General features: G+C 72.2%; 19 protein-coding genes. 9 read left to right on the top strand and 10 right to left on the bottom strand.

What is annotated here, in order from left to right; genetic code table 11:
• Window positions 1–179 precede the first annotated feature (179 nt).
• From DFJ69_RS14685 to DFJ69_RS14650, 8 genes are all read left to right on the top strand, one after another.
• On the top strand, window positions 180–1,295 hold the full coding sequence (locus DFJ69_RS14685) for a hypothetical protein (protein ID WP_116023007.1): 1,116 nt from the start codon (window positions 180–182) through the stop codon (window positions 1,293–1,295).
• Window positions 1,292–2,602 carry an adenylosuccinate lyase gene (gene purB, locus DFJ69_RS14680; RefSeq protein WP_116023006.1) on the top strand — a complete coding sequence of 437 codons (1,311 nt, stop codon included), beginning with the start codon at window positions 1,292–1,294 and terminating at the stop codon, window positions 2,600–2,602. The genes DFJ69_RS14685 and purB overlap by 4 nt, the downstream gene beginning before the upstream one ends.
• 17 nt (window positions 2,603–2,619) lie before the next feature.
• On the top strand, window positions 2,620–3,405 hold the full coding sequence (locus DFJ69_RS14675) for an MOSC domain-containing protein (protein WP_116023005.1): 786 nt from the start codon (window positions 2,620–2,622) through the stop codon (window positions 3,403–3,405).
• Window positions 3,406–3,448: 43 nt separating this feature from the next.
• Window positions 3,449–4,306 (top strand): phosphoribosylaminoimidazolesuccinocarboxamide synthase, encoded by an 858-nt coding sequence (locus DFJ69_RS14670; RefSeq protein WP_116023004.1) that lies wholly within the window; start codon window positions 3,449–3,451, stop codon window positions 4,304–4,306.
• A 280-nt stretch (window positions 4,307–4,586) separates the two neighbouring features.
• A complete protein-coding gene (murA, locus tag DFJ69_RS14665) occupies window positions 4,587–5,879 on the top strand; it encodes a UDP-N-acetylglucosamine 1-carboxyvinyltransferase (protein WP_116023003.1) in 1,293 nt (430 codons plus the stop codon).
• A gap of 481 nt (window positions 5,880–6,360) precedes the next feature.
• Window positions 6,361–7,746 (top strand): transcriptional regulator, encoded by a 1,386-nt coding sequence (locus DFJ69_RS14660; RefSeq protein ID WP_211328623.1) that lies wholly within the window; start codon window positions 6,361–6,363, stop codon window positions 7,744–7,746.
• Window positions 7,747–8,401: 655 nt separating this feature from the next.
• Entirely contained in the window at window positions 8,402–9,904 is a 1,503-nt protein-coding gene (locus DFJ69_RS14655) for a serine/threonine-protein kinase (protein WP_170177657.1), read from the top strand.
• Between the two features lie 81 nt (window positions 9,905–9,985).
• Window positions 9,986–10,990: an EamA family transporter gene (locus DFJ69_RS14650; RefSeq protein WP_245974378.1), complete on the top strand. Its 1,005-nt coding sequence runs from the start codon at window positions 9,986–9,988 to the stop codon at window positions 10,988–10,990.
• 10 nt (window positions 10,991–11,000) lie between these two features.
• On the opposite strand, the gene wrbA is transcribed toward DFJ69_RS14650, so the two are convergent.
• Window positions 11,001–11,618 carry an NAD(P)H:quinone oxidoreductase gene (gene wrbA, locus DFJ69_RS14645; RefSeq protein ID WP_116023000.1) on the bottom strand — a complete coding sequence of 206 codons (618 nt, stop codon included), beginning with the start codon at window positions 11,616–11,618 and terminating at the stop codon, window positions 11,001–11,003.
• A 36-nt stretch (window positions 11,619–11,654) separates the two neighbouring features.
• Window positions 11,655–11,954, bottom strand: a complete 300-nt coding sequence (locus DFJ69_RS14640) for an antibiotic biosynthesis monooxygenase family protein (protein ID WP_116022999.1) — start codon at window positions 11,952–11,954, stop codon at window positions 11,655–11,657.
• 114 nt (window positions 11,955–12,068) lie between these two features.
• Here DFJ69_RS14640 and DFJ69_RS14635 point away from each other — a divergent pair, with 114 nt between their 5' ends.
• The gene (locus DFJ69_RS14635; RefSeq protein WP_116022998.1) at window positions 12,069–12,533 is read left to right on the top strand and encodes a MarR family winged helix-turn-helix transcriptional regulator; all 465 of its coding nucleotides are present in this window, start codon (window positions 12,069–12,071) and stop codon (window positions 12,531–12,533) included.
• A gap of 5 nt (window positions 12,534–12,538) precedes the next feature.
• On the opposite strand, the gene hisC is transcribed toward DFJ69_RS14635, so the two are convergent.
• The 8 genes from hisC to DFJ69_RS14595 form a co-directional block, all read right to left on the bottom strand.
• Complete coding sequence (gene hisC / locus DFJ69_RS14630) at window positions 12,539–13,618, bottom strand: histidinol-phosphate transaminase (protein ID WP_116022997.1); 1,080 nt, start codon at window positions 13,616–13,618, stop codon at window positions 12,539–12,541.
• A gap of 37 nt (window positions 13,619–13,655) precedes the next feature.
• Entirely contained in the window at window positions 13,656–14,345 is a 690-nt protein-coding gene (locus DFJ69_RS14625) for an NUDIX hydrolase (RefSeq protein WP_116022996.1), read from the bottom strand.
• Between the two features lie 50 nt (window positions 14,346–14,395).
• Window positions 14,396–15,124, bottom strand: a complete 729-nt coding sequence (locus tag DFJ69_RS14620) for a hypothetical protein (RefSeq protein ID WP_116022995.1) — start codon at window positions 15,122–15,124, stop codon at window positions 14,396–14,398.
• A 219-nt stretch (window positions 15,125–15,343) separates the two neighbouring features.
• Entirely contained in the window at window positions 15,344–16,024 is a 681-nt protein-coding gene (locus DFJ69_RS14615; RefSeq protein WP_116022994.1) for a lysophospholipid acyltransferase family protein, read from the bottom strand.
• A 227-nt stretch (window positions 16,025–16,251) separates the two neighbouring features.
• The gene (locus tag DFJ69_RS14610; RefSeq protein WP_116022993.1) at window positions 16,252–17,091 is read right to left on the bottom strand and encodes a glutamate ABC transporter substrate-binding protein; all 840 of its coding nucleotides are present in this window, start codon (window positions 17,089–17,091) and stop codon (window positions 16,252–16,254) included.
• Between the two features lie 25 nt (window positions 17,092–17,116).
• Window positions 17,117–18,628 (bottom strand): hypothetical protein, encoded by a 1,512-nt coding sequence (locus DFJ69_RS14605; RefSeq protein WP_245974376.1) that lies wholly within the window; start codon window positions 18,626–18,628, stop codon window positions 17,117–17,119.
• A 5-nt stretch (window positions 18,629–18,633) separates the two neighbouring features.
• Window positions 18,634–19,404 carry an FHA domain-containing protein gene (locus tag DFJ69_RS14600; protein ID WP_116022992.1) on the bottom strand — a complete coding sequence of 257 codons (771 nt, stop codon included), beginning with the start codon at window positions 19,402–19,404 and terminating at the stop codon, window positions 18,634–18,636.
• A 4-nt stretch (window positions 19,405–19,408) separates the two neighbouring features.
• A complete protein-coding gene (locus DFJ69_RS14595; protein ID WP_116022991.1) occupies window positions 19,409–20,707 on the bottom strand; it encodes a vWA domain-containing protein in 1,299 nt (432 codons plus the stop codon).
• Window positions 20,708–20,711 lie beyond the last annotated feature (4 nt).

The raw sequence follows: 20,711 nt of genomic DNA, 5'->3' as shown, positions 1-20,711 counted from the left end.
TACTCCAGTGGGACCGAGTGTGCGACAGCGGGTTGCGGGAAGCGGAGTGCGACGCTTGCCGACCGCGTGATGGACCTGTGCGTCCGTGGCTCACGCGCTTGTCAACGGCGTGTCCATGCCGCGCTTCCACCACGCGGATTCGGACGGCCACCGGCACGGTGGCCACGGCGGAAGCGAGCGTGAGCACCGAGATGGAAGCCGCAGACGTGCCCCCGGGCAAGCCCGAACCTCAAGAGCGACCCGAGCCGACGGCCCGGCCGAGCGCCGAGCCGGAGTCCGAGCCGGAGTCCGAGGCGACACCTGAGGCCGGCCCCGGGCCGACACCCAAGACGAACCCCGAAGCGGAACCCAAGGCGGACGCCCGACCGGGACTCAAGCCAGGAACCGAGCCGGAGGCCGAGGTGGTGGTCGAGGCCGGGCGGGAGATGGTTCCGGTGGTGGTGGTGTTGGCCTTGGCGGTGGGGGCGATCGGCCTGGTGGCCGGGGCCGTGCTGGTGGTGGCGAGTCTTGCCGGGTGGTCGTTCGGGGCGTGGGACTCGGCCACGACGGTCACGCCCGGGGTGGTCGGGGCGGCGATGGTGAGGGTCGCGCCGGGGTTGTTCGCCGTGGGGGCGGGTGCCGGGACGTGGGAGGAGGCGCGCGCCCTGGTGTGGCCGCTGGTGGTCGTGGTCGGCGGGCAGGCGGCGGTGAACGTGGTGGAGTGGCGTTCGCTGGTGGTCGTCGAGGGCGGGCCGGTCCTGGCGTTCTTCTTCAGTCTCGGCTGGTTCGCGGTGTTCGCCGTGCTGGCGATCGTGGCCGTCGCCGCCGTGATCGGGCAGTACGCCGAACCCACGGGCCCGGACCTCGAACGGCGGGCGCCGCTGCCGGCGTGGTCCAAGCCGCCGATCGCGGTCCTGGGGTCGGCGTGGTTCGGGATCGGGTCGGGTCTGCTGGTGCTGCCGGGCTACTGGAGCGCCTTCGTCCCGTGGACGGTGAACCGCATGGACGCCCGTTCGCTCGGACTGTGGGCGGTCGCGTTGGGTGTCGCGCTGCTCGGGGCCTTGGCCGAGGACGACCTGCATCGGATCCGGCCGGCGCTGACGGTCGCCGTCGCCCTTCCGGTGGCCTTGGCGGTCGTGCTCGCGGCCCACGCCGACGAGGTCCGGTGGGGCACGGGGCCCGCCCTGGCGCTCGTCGCCATGACCGTCGGACTGCTGCTCAGCGGAACGATCGGCCGCCTGCTGGCCCGCCGTTCCGACCGACGGGACAGGGGCTCGTCCCGGGTTTTGTCGCCACCTGCGACAATCTATGGGTGATCGAGCGCTACACACTTCCGGAGATGGGCCGCGTCTGGAGTGACGCGCACAAGTACGAGCTGTGGTGCCAGGTGGAGACCCTGGTGGTCGAGGCTCACGCCGACGCGGGGACGATCCCCGCCGAGGTGGTGGAGCCGATCCGAAAGGCGCCGCCGCCCACCCCGGAGCGGGTGCACGAGATCGAGGCCGTGACCCAGCACGACGTCATCGCGTTCCTGTCGGCGTGGGCCGACAACACGGAGCCGAGGGACGCCGCCGCGTACGTGCACTTCGGGATGACGTCGTCGGACCTGCTGGACACGGCGCTGGCCGTTCAGCTCGTCGAGGCGACCGACATCCTGCTGGAGAAGGCCGACCGGCTGGTGGCCGTTCTCCGGGACCACGCGCTGGAGCACAAGGCGACGCTGCGGGTCGGCCGGACGCACGGGATCCACGGCGAGCCCGACGTGTGGGGCCACCGGGTCGCCGACTTCGCGTTCGCCATGGCGCGGTCACGGGACCGGCTCCGCAGGGCACGCGAGGCCGTCGGGGTGATGGCGATCTCCGGAGCGGTCGGCACGTACTCCAACATCGACCCGGCGGTCGAGTCGTTCGTGGCCGAGAGGCTCGGGCTCAAGGCGGCCGACGTGTCCACCCAGGTCGTGATCCGCGACGGGATCAGCGAGTGGGTGTCCGCGCTGGGGATCATGGCGACGGTGTGCGAGGCGATCGCGCTGGAGGTCCGGCACGGGCAGCGGACCGAGGTGCGGGAGCTGTGGGAGCCGTTCGGCAAGGGCCAGAAGGGGTCCTCGGCCATGCCCCACAAGAAGAACCCGATCATGTCGGAGCGCCTCGCCGGCATGGCGCGGATCGTCCGGGCGCAGATCGTTCCGGTGCTGGAGGGCATTCCGCTGTGGCACGAGCGGGACATCTCGCACTCGTCCACGGAGCGGATCGCGCTGCCGGACGCCTCGATCGCCCTCGACTACATGCTGAACCTCACCATCAGGCTCATGTCCGGCCTGGTCGTCGACGAGGCGCGGATGCGGGCCAACCTCGACTCGACCGGCGGGCTGATCCACACCTCGACGGTGCTGCTGGAGCTGGTGGACGCGGGCATGTCCCGTGACGACCAGGCGTACCCGCTCGTTCAGAAGGCCGCGATGGAGACCTGGGAGACCGGCGTCCCGTTCCGGGAGACGCTGCGGGTCCGCGCCGCCGAGGCGGGGCTGACGCTGGACGAGGCGCGGCTGGACGAGGTGTGCCGCCCGGAGCGGTTCGTGGAACGGCTCGGGCCGGTGTTCGAGCGCCTGGCCGCGTTGACATGAGCCGGAGGTAGACGGGCATGAGCCCCGCCGTGCTGACCGGTCTGAACGTCTACCCGCTGAAGGGCGGCGCCGGCACCGCGCTGACGTCCGCCGAGCTGGAGGCCAAGGGCCTGCGGTACGACCGTGAGTTCATGCTGGTGACGCCGGAGGGCCGCTTCCTGTCCCAGCGCGACCACGGGCGGCTGGCGCTGCTACGCCCCTCGTACGACGGCGATGTCCTCACCGTGCGGGCCGGGGAGCGCGAGCCGCTCGCCCACAAGGCGACCGTGGACGGGCCCGTACGCGACGTGATCGTCCACCGCGCGCGGTGCGAGGGCGTCGACCAGGGCGACGACGCGGCCGAGTGGTTCTCGGCGTTCCTCGGCGAGGAGTGCCGGCTGGTGCGGTTCACCGGTCACCGACCGACCAGCCGGGGCGGCGGGGAGGTGGCGTTCGCCGACGGGTATCCGCTGCTGCTGATCTCCGAGGAGTCGCTCGCCGATCTGAACGGGCGGCTGGACGAGCCGTTGCCGATGAACCGTTTCCGTCCCTCCCTCGTGGTGGCCGGCCTGGGCCCGTTCGGCGAGGACCGCGCCCGCCTGCTGCGGATCGGTGCGACCACGGTCGAGCTGGTCAAGGCGTGCGCCCGGTGCATCGTGACGACCACCGACCAGCGGACCGGCGAACGGGGACGGGAGCCGCTGCGCACGCTGGCCGCCTACCGGACCGTCGACCGGGGCATCCGCTTCGGCCAGAACGGGGTGCCCCGCACGCTCGGCACCCTGCGCGTCGGCGACCCGGTCGAAGTCCTGGAGGCACGATGAGACATGCCATCCGCACGGCCACGGGACGGCGACCGGAGGAACGATGAAGCATCTGCACAGCGGCAAGGTCCGCGACCTGTACGAGCTGCCGGGCGGCGAGCTGCTCATGGTGGCGCGGGACACGGTCTCGGCGTACGACTTCGTGCTCGACACCCTGATACCCGACAAGGGGCGGATCCTCACCCAGCTCTCGCTGTGGTGGTTCGAGCAGTTGGCGGACGTCCTGCCCAACCACGTCATCACCACCGAGCTGCCCGAGGGGGCCCCGGCCGAGTGGGCGGGCCGGGCGGTGGTGGTGCGACGCCTCGACATGGTGCCGGTGGAGTGCGTGGCGCGCGGCTACCTGACGGGCTCCGGGCTCAAGGACTACGCGAGCACGGGCGCGGTCTGCGGGGTCCCGCTGCCGGAGGGGCTGGTGGACGGGTCGCGACTGCCGGAGCCGATCTTCACCCCGACGACCAAGGCGGCGGTCGGCGACCATGACGAGCCGATGACGTTCGCCGAGGTCCGCGCCACGGTGGGGGACGACGTCGCGGAGCGGCTGCGGGGGCTCACGGTGGAGGTCTACCGGCGGGGCGCCGAGCTGGCGGCCGAGCGGGGGATCATCGTGGCCGACACCAAGATCGAGCTGGGCTGGTCGCCGGAGGGCGGACTGGTGCTGGCCGACGAGGTGCTGACGCCGGACTCGTCCAGGTTCTGGCCCGCCGATCGGTGGACGCCGGGGCGCTCGCAGCCCTCGTTCGACAAGCAGTTCGTCCGCGACTGGCTGGTGTCGCCGGAGGCCGGCTGGGACCGGGCCGCCGGCGATCCGCCCCCGCCGCTGCCCCCGGAGATCGTCGATCGGACCCGCGCCAAGTACGTTGAGGCGTACGAACGGCTGACCGGGCGCGCTTTCGTCTGAACAGGCGTACCTTGGGTGCACTCGTTGACCGACGTCCTGGTTTGGGGGCCTGCGACAGGGGTCACACTCGGAAGGCGAGAAGAGATGAACCTTCCGGAGTGTTCTGAGGTCTAAGAACAGTGAAGGGGCGGCTCCCCCCACAGGGGGCGCAACCGGGCATCCGGTCCGTCCACGCGGTGGTTTACTGAGGAGCGCCCAGGCGGCGGCGTGCCGGGCACCGGTGAACCGCAGGCAGACGGCCGGCAACTCAACACCCGCATCCCGAAGGAGCTAAGGCGTAATGAGCATGGGCGACGACGTTCGTTACCGAGTCCGCGGCGGCAACACGCTGCAGGGCACCGTCTTCATCCAGGGCGCCAAGAACGCCGTGCTGCCGATGATCGGCGCCGCCCTGATGGCGTCCAAGGGACGCACGGTGCTCCGGAACGTTCCGATCATCGAGGACGTGCGCCGCGCCGTCGAGCTGGCCCGGGCCGTGGGGGCCAAGGCCGAGCTGCACGAGGCCGAGCGCACCCTGGTGATCGACGCGTCCACGCTGTCCAGCCCGGTGCTGCCGGCCGACATCGCCGCCCGGTTCCGCGGCTCGTTCCTGTTCGTCCCGGCCCTGCTGCACCGCCTCGGCGAGGCGATCATCGAGGGTGTCGGCGGGTGCAACCTGGGCAGCCGCAACCTCGACTTCCACTACAACGGCTTCAAGCGGATGGGCGCGACCGTCACCGAGCAGGTGGGCGACGATGGCGACGGGGTCATCCACATCAAGGCCGGCGACCTGCGCGGCGCCACCCTGTACTGCGACACCCCCTCGCACACCGGCACCGAGAACCTGGTGATGGCCGGGGCCATGGCCCAGGGCACCACGCTGATCAAGAACTGCGCGCTGGAGCCCGAGGTCCTCGACAACATCGAGTTCCTGCAGCGGATGGGCGCCAAGATCACCGGCGGCGGCACCGGGTTCATCACCGTCGAGGGCGTGGACGAGCTGACCGCCGTCGAGCACACCGTGATGCCGGACCGGATCGACGCCGGCGTGTTCGTGATGGCCGCCGCCATCACCGGCAGCGAGGTCAGCCTGGTCGGGGCCTCCCTGGCGCACCTGGGCGTGGCGGCCGACAAGCTCGAGCAGATGGGCGTGGAGTTCCACCAGGAGGGCGCGGTGCTGCAGGTGCGCCGGGAGCGCCCGCTGCGCCCGATCAACGTGATCACCGACGAGTACCCGGGCTTCGCCACCGACCTGCAGTCCCCGATCATGGCGGTGTCCTGCCTGGCGGACGGGCCGTCCTACATCTACGAGCGGATCTTCGACGGCCGCTTCGGGCTGGTCACCGAGCTGACCAAGATGGGCGCCGACATCGAGGTGGACGGCAACCGCGCCAAGGTGCTCGGCGCGACGCCGCTGCGCGGGGCCGAGGTCGTCGCGCACGACCTGCGGACCGGCAGCGCGCTGGTGCTGGCCGGGCTGGGCGCCGAGGGGGAGACCACCATCACCCAGGCGTACTACCTCGACCGCGGGCACGCCCACATCGCCGACCGCCTGTCGCAGCTCGGCGCCGACATCGAGCGCGTGGTCGCCTGACGGCACGGGAGTTCCTCCCGAATCGCTCTTGACCTCAGCTTTACCTTCGCTTGACCATAGCAGGGGCGGCGCCCCGGGCACCACGACCCGGGGCACTGACCTGATCACTGACAGTGCACTGACATCGTCGGGACCCGCATCCCGCCCCGAAAGGCCCCTCAACCGGGGCCTTTCGTGCAGTCAGGGCCTTGACCGGAGAGCTTCGGACATCCGAAGATGCCGGATCAAGCCTGACCGTATGGTGACAAATTACTGACTGAGGGGTCGCGTAGGTTACTTTTTCGCCGCACTCTTGATTCGATTTCGCGTCTGGGCGTCACACTTCGTCGCCCTGACCCGATCTGCCCAATGAGGAACGAATCGCGGGAACTGCGTGCTGGGTCAGAAGGCAGGGGCGACTAGCCATGAGTCAACCGTTGAGCGGAAGATGCGCCACGGCGCACGACCGCGAAGGGGCACCACCCATACAGGGGGGATGCCCATGACCGCCGCGAGGTCGGGAGGGGTGGCACCCGATCTGACGATCGGTGTCGTGGGACCCCATGACCTGGTGGAACGCGTGATGTTGATGGGGCACGGGCCGACCCCGGTCCCCAGCCGGCTGGTCGCCGCGGCCTACCGGGACGAACAGGAGGCGGCCGACAAGGTGGTCCGCCTCGGCTCCGGGGTGGACGTGTGCCTGTTCGCCAGCCCGGTGCCGTACGACTTCGCACGCAAGGCCGGCGTGCTCACCATGCCCGCCACCTACGTGCCGCTGAACGGCGCGGCGCTGCAGGGCGCGCTGCTGCGGGCCGCGCTCGACGAGCGGTTCGACCCCGGCAAGGTCAGCATCGACGTGCTGGGCCGGGCCGAGGTCGAGGAGGCGTACAGCGAGATCAACCTCGGCACCGAGCACGTCCATCTGCGCGAGGAGGCCGCCGGGCCGGGCACGCTGGCCGCCTTCCACGAGCGGCTGTGGCGGCGCGGGGCCACCAGTGTGGCGATGACCTGCGTGCACGCCACCGCCGAACGGATGGAGATGGCCGGCGTGCCGACCATCCGGGTGCGTCCGACCGGGGCGGCCATCCGCAGTTCGCTGCAGACGGCCGCGCTGCTGGGCGCGCACCATCGGCTGGAGGAGTCGCAGCTCGTGGTGGTGCTGGTGGACGTCCCGACGCTGCGGGAGAGCCCGCGGCGGGTGACGCCCCGCTACTGGCGCGACGAGCTGAAGCTGGCGCTGCACCGGGTGCTGCTCCAGGAGGCCCACCGGATGAACGCCTCGGTGTGGCCGCTCGACGACCACAGCTATCTGGTCACCGCCACCCGGGGCTCCGTCGCGGGCACCACCGAGGGGTTTCGGACACCGCCGTTCATCGAAAGGGTCAGAGAGGAGCTGGGGCTCGCCATCGAGGTCGGCATCGGCATGGGGCGCACCGCCCACGAGGCCGAGACGCACGCCCGCGCGGCGCTGGCGCGGTCGCAGACCTCGCAGCGCGCCCAGGGCTTCGCGCTCGACCGGGACGGCCGCGCGCTGGTGCCCGCGCCGCGCACACCGCCGCGCCCCCAGCCGCAGCCCAAGCCGAAGGGCCTGGAGATCCTGGCCCGGCTGGCCGACAAGCTCGACCAAGAGGGCGCGACACGCGGAACGGGCGGCTCGGGCGGCCCCGGCGGCCCCGGCGGCGAGGCACAGCCGCTGATCGTGGACGCCGAGAACGCCGGACGGATGCTCGGGGTGACCCCCCGCACCGCCCGCCGACTGCTCCGCACCCTGGTCGAGGAGGGGCTGGCCTGGCCCCTTCCCCCCAACCGAACGCCCCAGCCGGGCCGTCCACGCCAGCTCTACCGACTCATCATCGAGAAACTGGGCCCCAAGGCCACCACCACCTGACGGGCGATCATGCCGGGCATCCCCGCCGCCCGGCCCGATCACCGGGCGCGCCCCCACCGCCCGGGCCCGTCCCCAGGCCTCACCGCCCGGCCTCACCGCCGTCGGCCGGACACCACGGTCCGGCCTCCCCCACCACGGGCGTCGCCACCCGACCTCCCCTCCGACCACCAGGCGCGGCAGTACGGCCCCACCCTCATCCGCGGGCCTCGCCGCCCGACCTCGCGCCGACCGCCCGGCCTCTTCCCCGGCCGGTGGGCCGCCGGTCCGGGCTCACCCTCCATGGGCCTCGCCGACCGGTTTCACCACGTTTGCCGGTAGAGCTCGTTCCGTTCGTCGGGCCTCGCCGCCGTCCACGGGCATCGGATCTCCCGTTGTGCTCGCGGACACCGCCGACCGCCCGGACGCGGGGTTGCGGGGTGATTTCGGACGTTTCCTCGGGTTTCGGCCTCTGATGATGCGCCGGGCCCGGGTCGCCGGAGGGCAACCGTCGGGACGGATGGTGCGTCTGACCTATAGCGGTCGCCCCAGGTGATTCGGTACGAAGTGGTGGTCGGTAGTCTCGGCCGCACCGTAGCGTCGCTGCCGTCCGCCGACGAGGCGGTGGCCCGGAGGGTCCGGAGCGTGCCCGGGGGTGGCACGGAGCGAAGGGTGTGATGTGAGCGGCGAGTGGGCGGTTGCGGGGTATCGCCATGTCCGTGAGCTGGGCGACGGTGCGGCCGGAAGGGTCGTGCTGGCCCTTCGGAGGTCCTCCGGCACGCCCGTCGCGATCAGATACCTGCGGGCCCGGCCGTTCGCGGAGGCGGCGGCCCGGGACGAGGCGCGGCGGGTGGCGGCGATCGAGGACGCCGGGCCGGTCCGGCTTCAGGAGTACGTCGAGTCGCCGCAGGGCGTCGCCCTGATCTCCGAGCTGGTCAACGGGATCAGCCTGGAGCGCATGCTCAAGGCCGAGGGCCGGCTGACCCCCGAGGCGGCGTTGGCCGTCTTCCAGTCGACGCTGCTGGCGCTGGGGGCCGCGCATCGCGCCGGGATCGCGCACGGCGCCGTCAGCCCCGGGAAGGTGCTGGTCCAGGGCGACGGCGTGAGCCGGCTCGCCGACCTGGGTGTCGCGGCGTGGGCCGGCGACTCCCCGACCGCGGAGGTCCCGCTCCATCGGGCCCCCGAGGCGTGGAGCGGGCCGGCGACCCCGGCCGGCGACCTCTACTCCGCCACGGCGACGCTGGTCGAGTGTCTGACCGGCGATCCGCCGTTGTCCGCCGCCTCTCTCCACGGTGTGCCCGAGGCGCTGATCCCGCTGGTCTCGGCCGGGCTGGCCGAAGATCCCGACACCCGCCCGGCGTCCGCCTCGGTCTTCCTGGGACGTCTGGAGACCACCGCCCTCGCCGCGTTCGGCCCCGGGTGGGACGAGCGCGGGCGCGCGGACCTCGTCGAACGGGCGGCGGTGCTGAGGCTGCTGTTCCCGCTGTCCCACAAGCTCGTCGGCGACGACGGGACACGCGGCGGGCGGCGGCGGGGTGCGGGCCGGGGCCTGGTCGCCGCGGTGACCGCCGCGCTGGTGCTGGCGGCCGGCGCGGGCGCGGTGGTGTACGCGTCCGGCGGTCCCGACGGCCAGGGCCGGCGTCCCCCGATCGCCGCCGACACCGACGCCCTGCCGGGCGGCCCGCCGGAGAGGGTCGGCCTCGGACCGACGGGCACCCCCTCCGTCACGGCCTCGTCGCCCACGCCGAGCACGACGGTCGGGCCGGGGGCGGTCACCTCGCCCAGGCCCCGGCGGAGCCCGTCCGGCGAGCCGGAGCGGCCGGAGGATTCGCCGAGCCCCCGGCCGTCGGCGTCGCCGTCGTCCTCCCCGTCGCCGTTCGTCACCACCGACGTCCGGATCGTCGCCCTGTCGATGGAGGAGGGCGGCACGACGGCCACCGCCGAGGTCAGGGTCACCGGCTCCGGCAAGGGGCGGGCTCTGGTCACGGTGCAGTTCTTCGAGGGCGACACGGCCCACGGCGCGCCGGTGACCGCGACGGTCGAGGTCGACGGGGAGGCCACCGTGCATCTCAGCCACACCTACGAGAGCTGTCCGACGTCGTACGCCGCCCAGGCCACCGCCGCGCCGGGGTCTCCGCAGGGCCACCAGCAGTCCGGCGAGGGGTCGTGCTCCGCCGCCTGATCGGTATGCGCTGATCACTGCCGCATTTCGGGTCTGTTATCCGCTGTCCGAATGCCCGGCCATGTCCTATCGTCATGAGCCATGGCCTCTCATGCTCATGTCGCCACCCCTCGGGCGATGACCCCCCTCGCCTGGGCCGCCCTCGTCGTGGTCTACATCGTGTGGGGGTCGACCTACCTCGCCATCGGCATCGGCATCGAGACCATCCCGCCGATGCTGAGCGGCAGCATGCGCTTCCTGCTCGCCGCCCTGCTGCTGGCGTCGTTCCTGGCGATCCGGCACGGCCCCGGGGTGCTGCGGGTGTCGCCGCGTCGGCTCGGCTCGGCGGTGTTGGTGGGCGTGCTGCTGCTCACCGGCGGCAACGGCATGGTGGCGGTCGCCGAGCAGCACATCTCCACCGGCCTGGCGGCCCTGCTGGTCGCCTCGATGCCGCTCTGGCTGGTGATCTTCGGTACCGGGGTGGGCGACCGGCCGCCGCGGGCCACCCTGGTGGGGGTGATCACCGGGTTCGCCGGGGTGGCGCTGCTGTCGGTGCTGCCGGGGGACGGCGGCGCGTCGGGCAGCGTGCTGGGTGTGGCCGTGATCCTGTTCGCCACGTTCTCGTGGGCGCTTGGATCGTTCCTGGCGGGACGGCTGCCGATGCCGGCCAACTCGTTCACGACGAGCGTGTACGAGATGGCGGCCGGCGGGCTGGCGCTCCTGGCGGTCGGGTTCGGCAGGGGCGAGACCCTGGACGTCGGGCAGATCTCCGGCCGATCCTGGTTCGCGCTCGCCTACCTGGTGGTGTTCGGGTCGCTGCTGGCGTTCACCTCGTACGCCTGGCTGCTGGGGAACGCCCCGATGTCCATCGTGGGCACCTACGCGTACGTGAACCCGGTGGTCGCGGTGCTGCTGGGGGCCTTGATCCTGAACGAGAAGGTGACCTGGGAGACCCTGCTCGGCGGTCTGATCATCGTCTTCGGCGTCGGCATCGTGGTGACCACCGAGAGTCGCCGCCGGCACGCCGTGCCCGAACCCGTCCCCGAGCCCGTTCCGAAGGAGGACGACGCCCGCCCGGCGGAGGACGTCGCCCTCGAGTCACCCTGACGGCCCTCGGTCACGCGGCGACGGGCGTCGCGATGGCCCGCGCGAACCGCACCACGCGTTCGGCCTGGATGCGGGCGGCGGCGCGGGTCGTGTCGTCGACCGGAAGGGTGCCTCCCCCGTCGTGGTGCGAGGTGCCGTACGGGTTGCCGTCCTCGAACTTGCCGGGATGGGTGTAGCCGGGCGCGACCACGATGCCCCCGAAGTGGTGGAAGGTGTGGGTCAGCGCCAGCAGCGTGGACTCGTGACCGCCGTGCCGGGTGCCGGTGGACGTGAAGCCGCTGTAGACCTTGTCGGCCAGCAGCCCCTGGTGCCAGACGCCGCCCAGCGTGTCCAGGAACTGCTTGAGCTGCGAGGCGATGTTGCCGAACCGGGTGGGCGACCCCATGATCACCGCGTCCGCCCAGAGCATGTCGTCGGCGGTGGCGACGGGGACCTCGGAGGTCGCGGCCGCGTTGGCGGCCCACGCCGGGTTGGCGGCGATGGCCTCGGGCGGGGCCAGCTCGGCGACCCGGCGCAGCCGGACCTCCGCGCCGGCCTTCTCGGCGGTGTCGGCCATCTCCCGGGCGATCTCGGTGATGTTGCCGGTGGCGGAGTAGTAGATGATCGCGACCTTGACGGCGGTGTTCATGGCGATGGGCTCCTCAGCGACGATGGTGAACGGGGTCTAGCGGTCGAACTCGGTCAGGACGCCCTCGTCGACGCCGACCAGGGAGTCGATCGCGGCGAAGAAGGCGGCGATGCCGGGAAGGTTCGCGCCCTTGGCGCGGGAGGCCGCGAAGTCCTCCGGGGAGCGCCAGTCGACGATGTCCAGCCACTCGCCGTTCGGCAGGGCCACCAGGCGGGCGCCCAGGAACCCCTCCCGGTCGGCCCGGAAGTCGGCCAGCATCCCGGGGCGTGCGGCCAGCAGCGCCTCGGTCCTCTCGGGGGCCACCGTGAATCGGGTCAGTTCGACGGTCGTGCTCATGGCGTCCTCCTCGGTCGGTCGCCGTTGCCGGCGGAAGAGACGATATGATCACCTCTGGAGATAGTCAAGATAGGTGACCGTCATCACCGATGACCACATGAGGAGGAGTGCGCCATGCGCCGTGGCATCCATCGCGAGCACCATCCCGACCTGGGGATCCTCAGCGCCCGGCTGCTGTTCGCCGTGCAGGACGAGCTGTTCGGCACGCTCGCCGAGCAGGGCCACACCGGGCTGCGCCCCCAGCACGGAGCCGTGCTCGCCTACCTGGACGTGGAGGGCACCCGCGCCACCGACCTCGCCCGCCGCTCCAACCAGCACAAGCAGGTCATCGGCAAGCTGGTGGACGAGCTGGAGGCCCTCGGCTACGTCGAACGCCGACCCGACCCCGACGATCGCCGCGCCAAGCTCGTCGTCCCCACGGAGCGCGGGCTCGACCAGATGACCCGCTCAGACGCGATCATGGCCGGCCTCGAACAGCGCCACGCCCAGGCGGTCGGCGCGGAGGTCTACGCCGAGTTCAAGCGCGTCCTCCACGAGGTCGCCCTACGGCAGCGCTCCTGGCGCGACGACCACGGGTGAGGTGCTCAGCCCCGATGCGGAAAGGCTGCGGCGACGGTGAGGAACGCGTCGTTCTCCTCCGGCGCGCCGATGGAGACGCGGACGCCCTCACCGGGGAACGGACGGACGCTCACCCCGTGGGCGTTGCAGGCCTCGGAGAAGTCCACCGTCCGCTCGCCGAGACGCAGCCACACGAAGTTGGCCTCCGTGGGCGGGACCGTCCAGCCCTGGGCGCGCAGCGTGTGCACGACCCGCTCCCGCTCCTTGACGGTCGACTCGACGCGCTCCAGCAACTCGCCCTCGGCGCTCAGAGAGGCGATGGCGGCGGCCTGGGCCACGGCGTTGACCGTGAACGGCAGCATCGTCTTGCGGACCGCCTCGGCCACCTGCGGATGCGCGACCATGAACCCCGTGCGCAGCCCCGCCAGCCCGTACGCCTTGGAGAACGTGCGCAGGACCGCCACGTTCGGGCGGTCGGCGTACACGGACAGGCCGTCGGGGACCTCGTCGTCGCGGACGTACTCCCGGTACGCCTCGTCCAGGATCACCAGACAGTCGGCCGGCACCCGGTCGAGGAACGCCTCCAGCGCGGCGCGGCGGACCACCGTGCCGGTCGGGTTGTTGGGGTTGCAGACGAAGACCAGCCGCGTCCGCTCGGTGATCGCGTCGGCCATCGCCGTCAGATCGTGGGCCTCGTCGCGCAGCGGCACCTGCACCTGCACCGCCCCGGACAACGCCACCAACAGCGGGTACGCCTCGAACGACCGCCACGCGTACAGCACCTCGGCGTCGGGCTCGCCCACCGCCTCCAACAGCATCTGGGTGACACCCACCGACCCGCAGCCCACCGCGACGTGCTCGGCGGGCACCCCGAACCGGGCCGAGATCGCCTCGATCAACGCCGTGGCGTTGTTGTCGGGATAGCGGTTGACCCGCCCCGCCGCCTCACCGATCGCCGTCAGCACCGACGGCAGGGGGCCGTACGGCGACTCGTTCGAGGAGAGCTTGAAGGAGCGTCCGTCGGGCGCGACCACGGTCCTGCCGGGCTTGTAGGCCGCGAACCGGTCGAGCACGGAACGGAAACGGGGGCCGGACGCTTCGGACACCGCTGTCCTCCTGGAATGTGGGGTGATGACCCCCAGCCTACGGCCTGCCGAGGTCGGGTCGCGGGCGCAGCATCGGCGGCCGGAGCTGCTCGGCGTCGCCGCGCCGATAGAGCTGGGCGGGCCGGCCGCCGTCGCGCGTCGTGGTGCGCCCGGTCGGCACCAGGAAGCGATCCGCGCCGGTCACCTTCCGGTGGAAGTTGCGGGGGTCCAGCGGGGTGCCCCAGACGATCTCGTACACCCGGCGCAGCTCGGCGACGGTGAACTCGGGCGGGCAGAACGCGGCGGCCAGCGAGGTGTACTCCAGCTTGGCGCGCGCCCGTTCGATGCCGTCCCGCAGGATCCGCCGGTGGTCGAACGCGGCCCTGTCCCGCTGGACGAGCTCCTCCACGCACGTCCACAGCACCTGGGCGCGGCTGGAGGCGGGCAGGTCGGGCGCCAGCCCCAGATAGGCGACGCTGACCACGCGCTGCCGGGGGTCGCGGTCGGGATACCCGTACGTGGCGAGCTGCTCCAGATGGATGCGCACGTCGGCGAGCCCGGCGCGGTCGGCCATCAGCCGCGAGGCGGCCACCGGCAGGTCCTCGTCGAGGTGGATGAACCCGCCCGGCAGCGACCAGCACCCGTCGTACGGCGCCCGGTCGCGTCGCCACATCAGCGCGCACAGCCGCTGCTCGCGGACGGTCAGCACGACGAGGTCCACGGTGACGGCGACCCGGGGCACGGTCATGCCCTGAACGTTAGCGTCACCCGAGGACCCGCGGCCGGACGAAAGGGCGCTCAGGGGAGGATGCGCTCTGCGTGGTCGTAGGTCTGACGGGCGAGCTGCTCGGCCTCCGTACGGGTGACGGTGGGGCCGTACAGGCTCACGGTCGCCAGGTAGCCCCGGCCGCGCAGCACCACGTACCAGGTCTTGACGGCCGAGCCCCCGCTGGTGGTGGCCACGCCGACGGTCCGCGAACCCATCCCGAGACCGCCGCCGCCGGACTCCAGCACCTCGTGGTCGGACCACCGCCCGCCCACCTTCGTGCGGAACCGCTTGCACTTGCCCGGCACCCGCACCCGCACGTGCCGCTCGGCGGCCGAGGCCGGGACGGCCATCAGCGTCGTCGCCGCCGACTGGCCGGTGCCCTTGGCGAACGTGCTGAGCGCGGCGGGCACGGTGCGCAGCTCGGGGTCCCCGACGATCCCGACACCGGTCGCGTCGGCGCACTCGGGCTTGTCGAAGGTGACCTGGCGCTGGAGTTGGGCGAAGTTCTGGATGCCCTTCAGCGACCCGTACTCCCCCGAGTCCGGCTCGCCGGCCCGCCGGTAGCCCACGTACTCGGAGGCCAGCGCCTGGCGGAGCTGGTCGGAGGTGTACCCGGTCCCGGCGGGGAGCGCCCGGTCGCCCGCCTGACGTGCTTGGGCCGCCCGACCCCCGTCCCCACCTCCACAGCCCGCCGCCGACAGGGCGACGGCCACCACGACGGGGCAGAGCACGGAGACGTTGCGTGACGACGGCGTCATGCCCGCGACCCTACTCGCGCGCCCCCCCCGAAACACCGAGCCCCGCCGGGAAGCGAGGGACTGAGCCCGACCCGCAGCCGTTCGACGAGCACCACCCCCGTACGAACCGCAACCACACGGGGGTTTCGCCCGGTCCTTCAGGCGGGCGACCCGGAGCGCAAGCGGAGGGCCGCCGGAAGATCTCCGAGACCGGGCGTGGGGGTCGCCCCCCACATACAACTAGCCCGCGTCGGCGGAGTGGTTGTAGGAGCCCGCGTAGTCCTGGCCCGAGAGTTTCTGGATGGTCTCGACGATCTCGTCGGTGATGATGCGGCGGGCCTTGGCGGGCGGGAGGTCGCCGTAGTGGGTGAAGTCCATGACGGGGCCGATGTGGACCGTGGGGCGGGGGCGGCCGGGCCAGCAGGGGCGGGGCAGGGAGGCGCCGACGGGCTGGAGGGTCTCGGTGTGCTGGAGGCCCACGGGGAGCACGCGGGCTCCGGAGGCGAGGACGAGCCAGCCGGTGCCGGTGCGGCCGCGGTAGAGGCGGCCGTCGCGGGAGCGGGTGCCCTCGGGGTAGATGGCGAACGCGCCCGCGTTGTCGAGCACCTCGACGGCCTGTTCCAGTGCGCCCATCGCGGCGCGTTGGGCGCCCCGGCGGATCGGCATGTGGCCCAGGGTGGTGAGGAACCAGCGGACGAAGCGGCCCTTGAGCCCGGACTGTTCGAAGTAGTCGGCCTTGGCGATGTAGGTCACCGGCCGGGGGATCACGAGGGGGATGATGAAGCTGTCGATGAACGACAGGTGGTTGCTGGCGATGATCAGCGGTCCGTAGGCCGGCACGTTCTCCAGGCCCTCCACCCTCGGCCGAAAGAGCAGGCGAAGGATCGGAGCCACCACGCGCGACATGAACGTGTAAAACACTCGGCCTCCTGGAATTCCTCGCCAGGGGCCACTGTAACGCCCCCTTCGAACCAGGCTCGTACCCACCTGGAACATGCCGGCGCCCGAGGGCCTCGGAAATCCGTTTCCCCAGGTCAGGACGGGTGCTTACCGGATTTACGCGGTTCGGGGCAGATCCCTGGATCCCGCTCAATACTGGACGGTAAGTCCAGTGATTTCCCCCCTGAATACCGGCGGGTATTCGTCGTTCACGAACATCCCTCGAACTGGGGAACGCTGGTGGTCGTCCGCAGCGTGGTCCGGCCGAACCACTTCTTCAACAGCGTCGCCGCGGTGCCGTCCTGATACATCTCGGTGAGCGCGGTGTTGACGGCCTCGCAGCCGTCCACGTCGCCCCGGTGCAGACCCACCCCGTACTTCTCGTCGGAGATCGGGGCGTTGACGATCCGGACGGCGTTCTCCCGGCCCGCCGCGAACCCCGCCAGGATCAGGTCGTCGGTCGAGACCGCGTCCACCTCGTTCGCGATCAGTTGGTCCACGCACCGGCTGTAGGAGGGCGCCTCCACCGGCCGCGCCGCGATCCGCCGCTCCTCGATGACCCGCCGCCAGGAGTTGGAGCCCGTCACCGCGCACAGCCGCCGGTCGCGCAGGTCCCGCACGTTGCGGACGGCGGCGTCGGCGGCGCGCACCAGCGTGTCCTGGTGGGCGACGTAGTACGGCCCGGCGAACGTCACCTTGGTCTTGCGGCTGGCGGTGATGGAGTACGAGGCCAGGATCATGTCCACCCGGCCGTCCTGGAGGGCCTTCTCGCGCACGCTGGAGGGCGTCTCGACGAACTTCACGTCCCCGTCGGCGAACCCCAGCTTGCGGGCCACGTACTTCGCCACGTCCACGTCGAAGCCCTCGAACCCCCCGTTCGGCCGCTTGAAGCCCAGCCCCGGCTGGTCCGCCTTGACCCCGATGGTGAGGGACGTCTTGTCGACGATCGACCCACCGTCGCCGGTGCCGCACCCCGTGACCAGGGCGCCCGCCACGGCCGCGACCGTCACCCAGGCGGCGCCCTTCAACGAACGACCGAACGAACGCATGCCGACAAACCTCCGGTTGAGCGGCTCAGCGGTACTCGGCCAGACGGGGCCGGACGCCGAGGAGGATCAGGATGACGAGGGCGACCGACGCGCCGGGCAGGATGACGTTCCAGCCCCGCAGCCCCCGGTCGCCGTCCTTGATGGCGCCGTCGAACGTGGCCCGGTGCTGTCGGGCCAGACCGACCAGCGCCCGGTCGTACCGCTCGAACTCGCGCGCCTCCACGTGCGCGGTCAGCGCCTGCGCGCCCTGACCCGCCGTGACCAGCTCGCGAACGCGGCGGTCCTTCTGCTGGAACGCCTGATAGCCCGCCAGCACCTCGGCCACCGACGCGGCCTCCCGGGTGCCGGGCTCGGCCTGCCGGGCCTGGTCGCCGAAGAACCCGAGGAACGTGACCGGCGTGCTGCGGCCCGGGCCGAACCGCCCCACCGCCCCGGCCAGGTTGGCGTGGTAGTCGCGGAGGCTCTTGGTCTTCTCGGCGTCGAGGTAGAGGATCGCCTGCGACTTGTCGAAGTAGACCTGCTCGTAGGTGTCGGCCCGTACCGGGTCGAGCAGGTAACGGGACTCGTCGGCGTAGGCGCTGTTGCTGATCGCCCGAGCCCGCGACAGCGCCAGCACCGAGTCGAACCCGTCCTCCTTGGCGGTCTCCAGCCGCGACGCCTGCGCGCCCAACAGCCCGGCCGCCGCCGCCAGCAGCACCACCGTGCCGAGCGTCGCCAGCGCCAGCGCCGGGTTGAGCAGCCGCCGGTACCGCCGCACCAGGTAGAGCTGAACGGCCAGCAGCACCGCCACCACCAGCGCCCCGGCCCCCAGCACCCACAGCCGCCCGTCGAGCAGCGAGGAGTGCTTGGACTCGTACGTCTTGCGGACGATCGAGCCGCTCTCCAACGTCAGGTTGTACGCCTGCGGCAGCAGCTCCAGCTTCATCAGGTCGGTGGCCTGCCGGTACAGGTTCAGCACCCCCGGCGACGGGGGCCCGGCGGCGTGGGCCTGCTGCTGGTCGAGCTGCATCGCCTGGCTCGCCAGCCGCTCGTACCGCCCGAGCCCGTCCAGCACCGCGCGCACCGTCCGCTGCTCGGTGACGTCATCGCCGGCGAGCTGCGCCGCCTGCAGCAGCGCCTGGTTGGCCTCGGTGCGCCGCTGCTCGTACAGCCGCAGCGACGCGTCCCTGCCGCGCCCGAGCTGATGGTCGCGGCCGATCAGCAGTACACCCGCGACCTGCGCGTCCATGTCGTTCAGCGCGAAGAAGAGGTCACCGGTGGCGACGACCTGCGGACCCGCGTCGTGGCCGATGATGTCCAGGCCGGAACGGGCGTTGCCGATCGCCCAGTTCGCCACCCCGAACAGCGCGCCCACCGCGACCACCGCCACCAGGGTCAGCGCCCGCACCCGGGCGGGCACCGTCCGCAGGTGGACCCGGCGGGTCAGCCGCCGCACGCCCCCGGGACGTCGCTCCGGGAGCTCGGGGAGTTCCGATGGCGGAACGGGGACGGGGGCGGCCTCGCCCTGGCCCATGGGGAACTGCGCCGTGACGGTCACGGGAGCTATTCCTTTCGCAGGGTGATGGTCGTCCACGCGCCGACGTGGATGCGGTCGCCGTCGCCGACCGGGATCTCCACGTTGACGTCGATGGGGTCGGCGGAGCCGTTGAGGGTGGTGCCGTTGGTGGAGCCCGGATCGACCAGCACCCAGGTGCCGTCGGGGCGGGCCAGCAGCACCGCGTGGATGTGCGAGACGCCCGGGTCCTCCGGGGGGCTGCTCAGGTCGATCTCGGGGGTGAAGCCCCGGGTGAGGCTCCGGCGTCCGATGCGCACCTGCGGGCCGACCAGCATGTAGCGCCGGTCGGGGGCGTACGGCGGGAACGTCAGGGAACCCCCGTCGGGCCCGAGGTCGGACAGCACCGACTGGAAGTAGTCGCGGTCGGCCGCCACCACCGCCGACCAGCCGCCGGGCGGCGGCGGATGCGGTGCGGGCGCGGGCCTGGCGTAGACGGGGGCCGAGACCGTCGGCGCGGGCACCGGCATGGGCGCGGTCGGCTGCGCGAACTGCGTCGTCGGCATGGTCCCCGCCCCGCCGCCGCCCCGATTGCCGGTCTCGAAGTCGTACCCGCACGTCTCACAGAACCGGCCGGTGCGGGGCGTGTCGTCGACCGGGCACGGCTCCGCCGAACCGGCCGTTTCGGCCGCGCCCCCGGCCCCGCCGTCCGCAGTCGGCGCGGGGGCGGCGGGCGCGGGCGCGGCACCGGTCATCAACTCACCGCAGACGTCGCAGTAGTCGTCCGAGGCGGACTGGTCGCCATTGGGACAGATCGGCATGGCATCAGCCGTCCTTGCGGGTGCGCACGGTCTTGGTCGACCTGGTGTCGAGGGACATCTCGTCGGCCTTGTCGACGTTCCTCTTCAGCCGGACGGTACCGGTCACGGGGTCGAGCACGTCGACCACCCTGTCCAGCAACCCCGCGATCTGCTCGTTGCCCGCCTGCTGCGCGAGCACCACGGCGCGGCCGAGCCGGGCGGTGGCGGTGTCGAGGTCGCCCTCGCGGCGCGCCGCCAGGCCCTCCTGGATCGCCCCGGCCAGCTCCGACTGGCCGGTGTAGTCGGCCACCCGGGCGTTGATCTGGGTGGACTTGGCCTCGTCGTCGGTCCACTCGGCCAGCACGTTGCCGCTGCCGAGGACCTGCTCTCCGCCCGACCCATCGGGGGCGACCAGCTTGACCCAGGCGGCCCGCATCTGCCGGCCGACGTCGCCCGCCGGGACCTCCACGCACACGTGGTAGTCGCGGACCTCGTCGCCCCAGGCCCCCGTGGGGTAGTCGCCGGACTGCGGGCCCGACTCGGTGCGCTTGCCGGTGAGGTCCGCGAGGCTCGGCGACACCTGCTTGACGTAGCGCAGGGTGCTGTTCTGCGGCGTCCACACCCGCAGCGCCACGTCGGCCACCGACTTGCCCATGGCGTTCTCGGTCATGGCGAGGAAGTCGGCCTCCAGGTCGCGGGGGTCGGCGACGATGTCCACGCTGCCCAGCAGGGTCGAGGCGATCTTGCGGACCTCGGCGACCTCCCAGTCGGTGCCGACGCCCCGGCAGTCGCACACGAAGGCGCCGTTGACCGCCGTCAGCGCCGCGTCCAGCTCCTCGGGGGTCTCATGCTGGTTCTTGCCGTCGGTCAGCAGGATCGCGTGCCGGACCCCGCCCGCGTGGCCGGACATCATCTTGTCGGCCATCCGCAGCCAGGAGCCGATCGCGGTGCCGCCCGCCGCGTCCAGCCTGCCGATGGCGGCCTTGGCCTCGCCCTTGGTGCGGGCGGACGCCACCTCGAGGGTCTCGCTCTTGGGGTAGACGGGCTTGGCGTAGTTGAACCCGGCCACCACCGCGAAGTGGACGCCGTCGCGCAGCGCGTCCACCGCCGCCTTCGCGGCCCGCTTGGCCTCGGCCATCTTGCCGCCGAACGACATGGAGCCCGAGGTGTCGATGATGATCACCTCGGCCGCCGGGCCGGAGCCGGCCGCCCCCGCGACCGCCGGGCCGGCGCCGGTCGCCTCGACCGTCACGATGGCGTGCACCTCGCGACCGCCCTCGGGCAGATACCGGTTCTGGTCGACCTTGATGGTGAACTCGGGCATGTCT

It is taken from the genome of Thermomonospora umbrina, assembly GCF_003386555.1.
GTDB classification, from domain to species: domain Bacteria; phylum Actinomycetota; class Actinomycetes; order Streptosporangiales; family Streptosporangiaceae; genus Thermomonospora; species Thermomonospora umbrina.
Note: the sequence above shows the minus strand (reverse complement) of the source record. Positions and strands in the feature narration are given on the sequence as shown.

Bases quoted from the DNA above. Each gene is read 5' to 3' on its own strand.
- DFJ69_RS14600 (WP_116022992.1), bottom strand. From the start codon at position 19,404: ATGCCGATCTGTCCCAATGGCGACCAGTCCGCCTCGGACGACTACTGC.
- DFJ69_RS14660 (WP_211328623.1), top strand. From the start codon at position 6,361: ATGACCGCCGCGAGGTCGGGAGGGGTGGCACCCGATCTGACGATCGGT.
- DFJ69_RS14670 (WP_116023004.1), top strand. From the start codon at position 3,449: ATGAAGCATCTGCACAGCGGCAAGGTCCGCGACCTGTACGAGCTGCCG.
- DFJ69_RS14625 (WP_116022996.1), bottom strand. From the start codon at position 14,345: ATGACCGTGCCCCGGGTCGCCGTCACCGTGGACCTCGTCGTGCTGACC.
- DFJ69_RS14640 (WP_116022999.1), bottom strand. From the start codon at position 11,954: ATGAGCACGACCGTCGAACTGACCCGATTCACGGTGGCCCCCGAGAGG.
- DFJ69_RS14610 (WP_116022993.1), bottom strand. From the start codon at position 17,091: ATGCGTTCGTTCGGTCGTTCGTTGAAGGGCGCCGCCTGGGTGACGGTC.
- DFJ69_RS14620 (WP_116022995.1), bottom strand. From the start codon at position 15,124: ATGACGCCGTCGTCACGCAACGTCTCCGTGCTCTGCCCCGTCGTGGTG.
- DFJ69_RS14650 (WP_245974378.1), top strand. From the start codon at position 9,986: ATGGCCTCTCATGCTCATGTCGCCACCCCTCGGGCGATGACCCCCCTC.
- DFJ69_RS14635 (WP_116022998.1), top strand. From the start codon at position 12,069: ATGCGCCGTGGCATCCATCGCGAGCACCATCCCGACCTGGGGATCCTC.
- wrbA (WP_116023000.1), bottom strand. From the start codon at position 11,618: ATGAACACCGCCGTCAAGGTCGCGATCATCTACTACTCCGCCACCGGC.
- DFJ69_RS14595 (WP_116022991.1), bottom strand. From the start codon at position 20,707: ATGCCCGAGTTCACCATCAAGGTCGACCAGAACCGGTATCTGCCCGAG.
- DFJ69_RS14675 (WP_116023005.1), top strand. From the start codon at position 2,620: ATGAGCCCCGCCGTGCTGACCGGTCTGAACGTCTACCCGCTGAAGGGC.
- murA (WP_116023003.1), top strand. From the start codon at position 4,587: ATGAGCATGGGCGACGACGTTCGTTACCGAGTCCGCGGCGGCAACACG.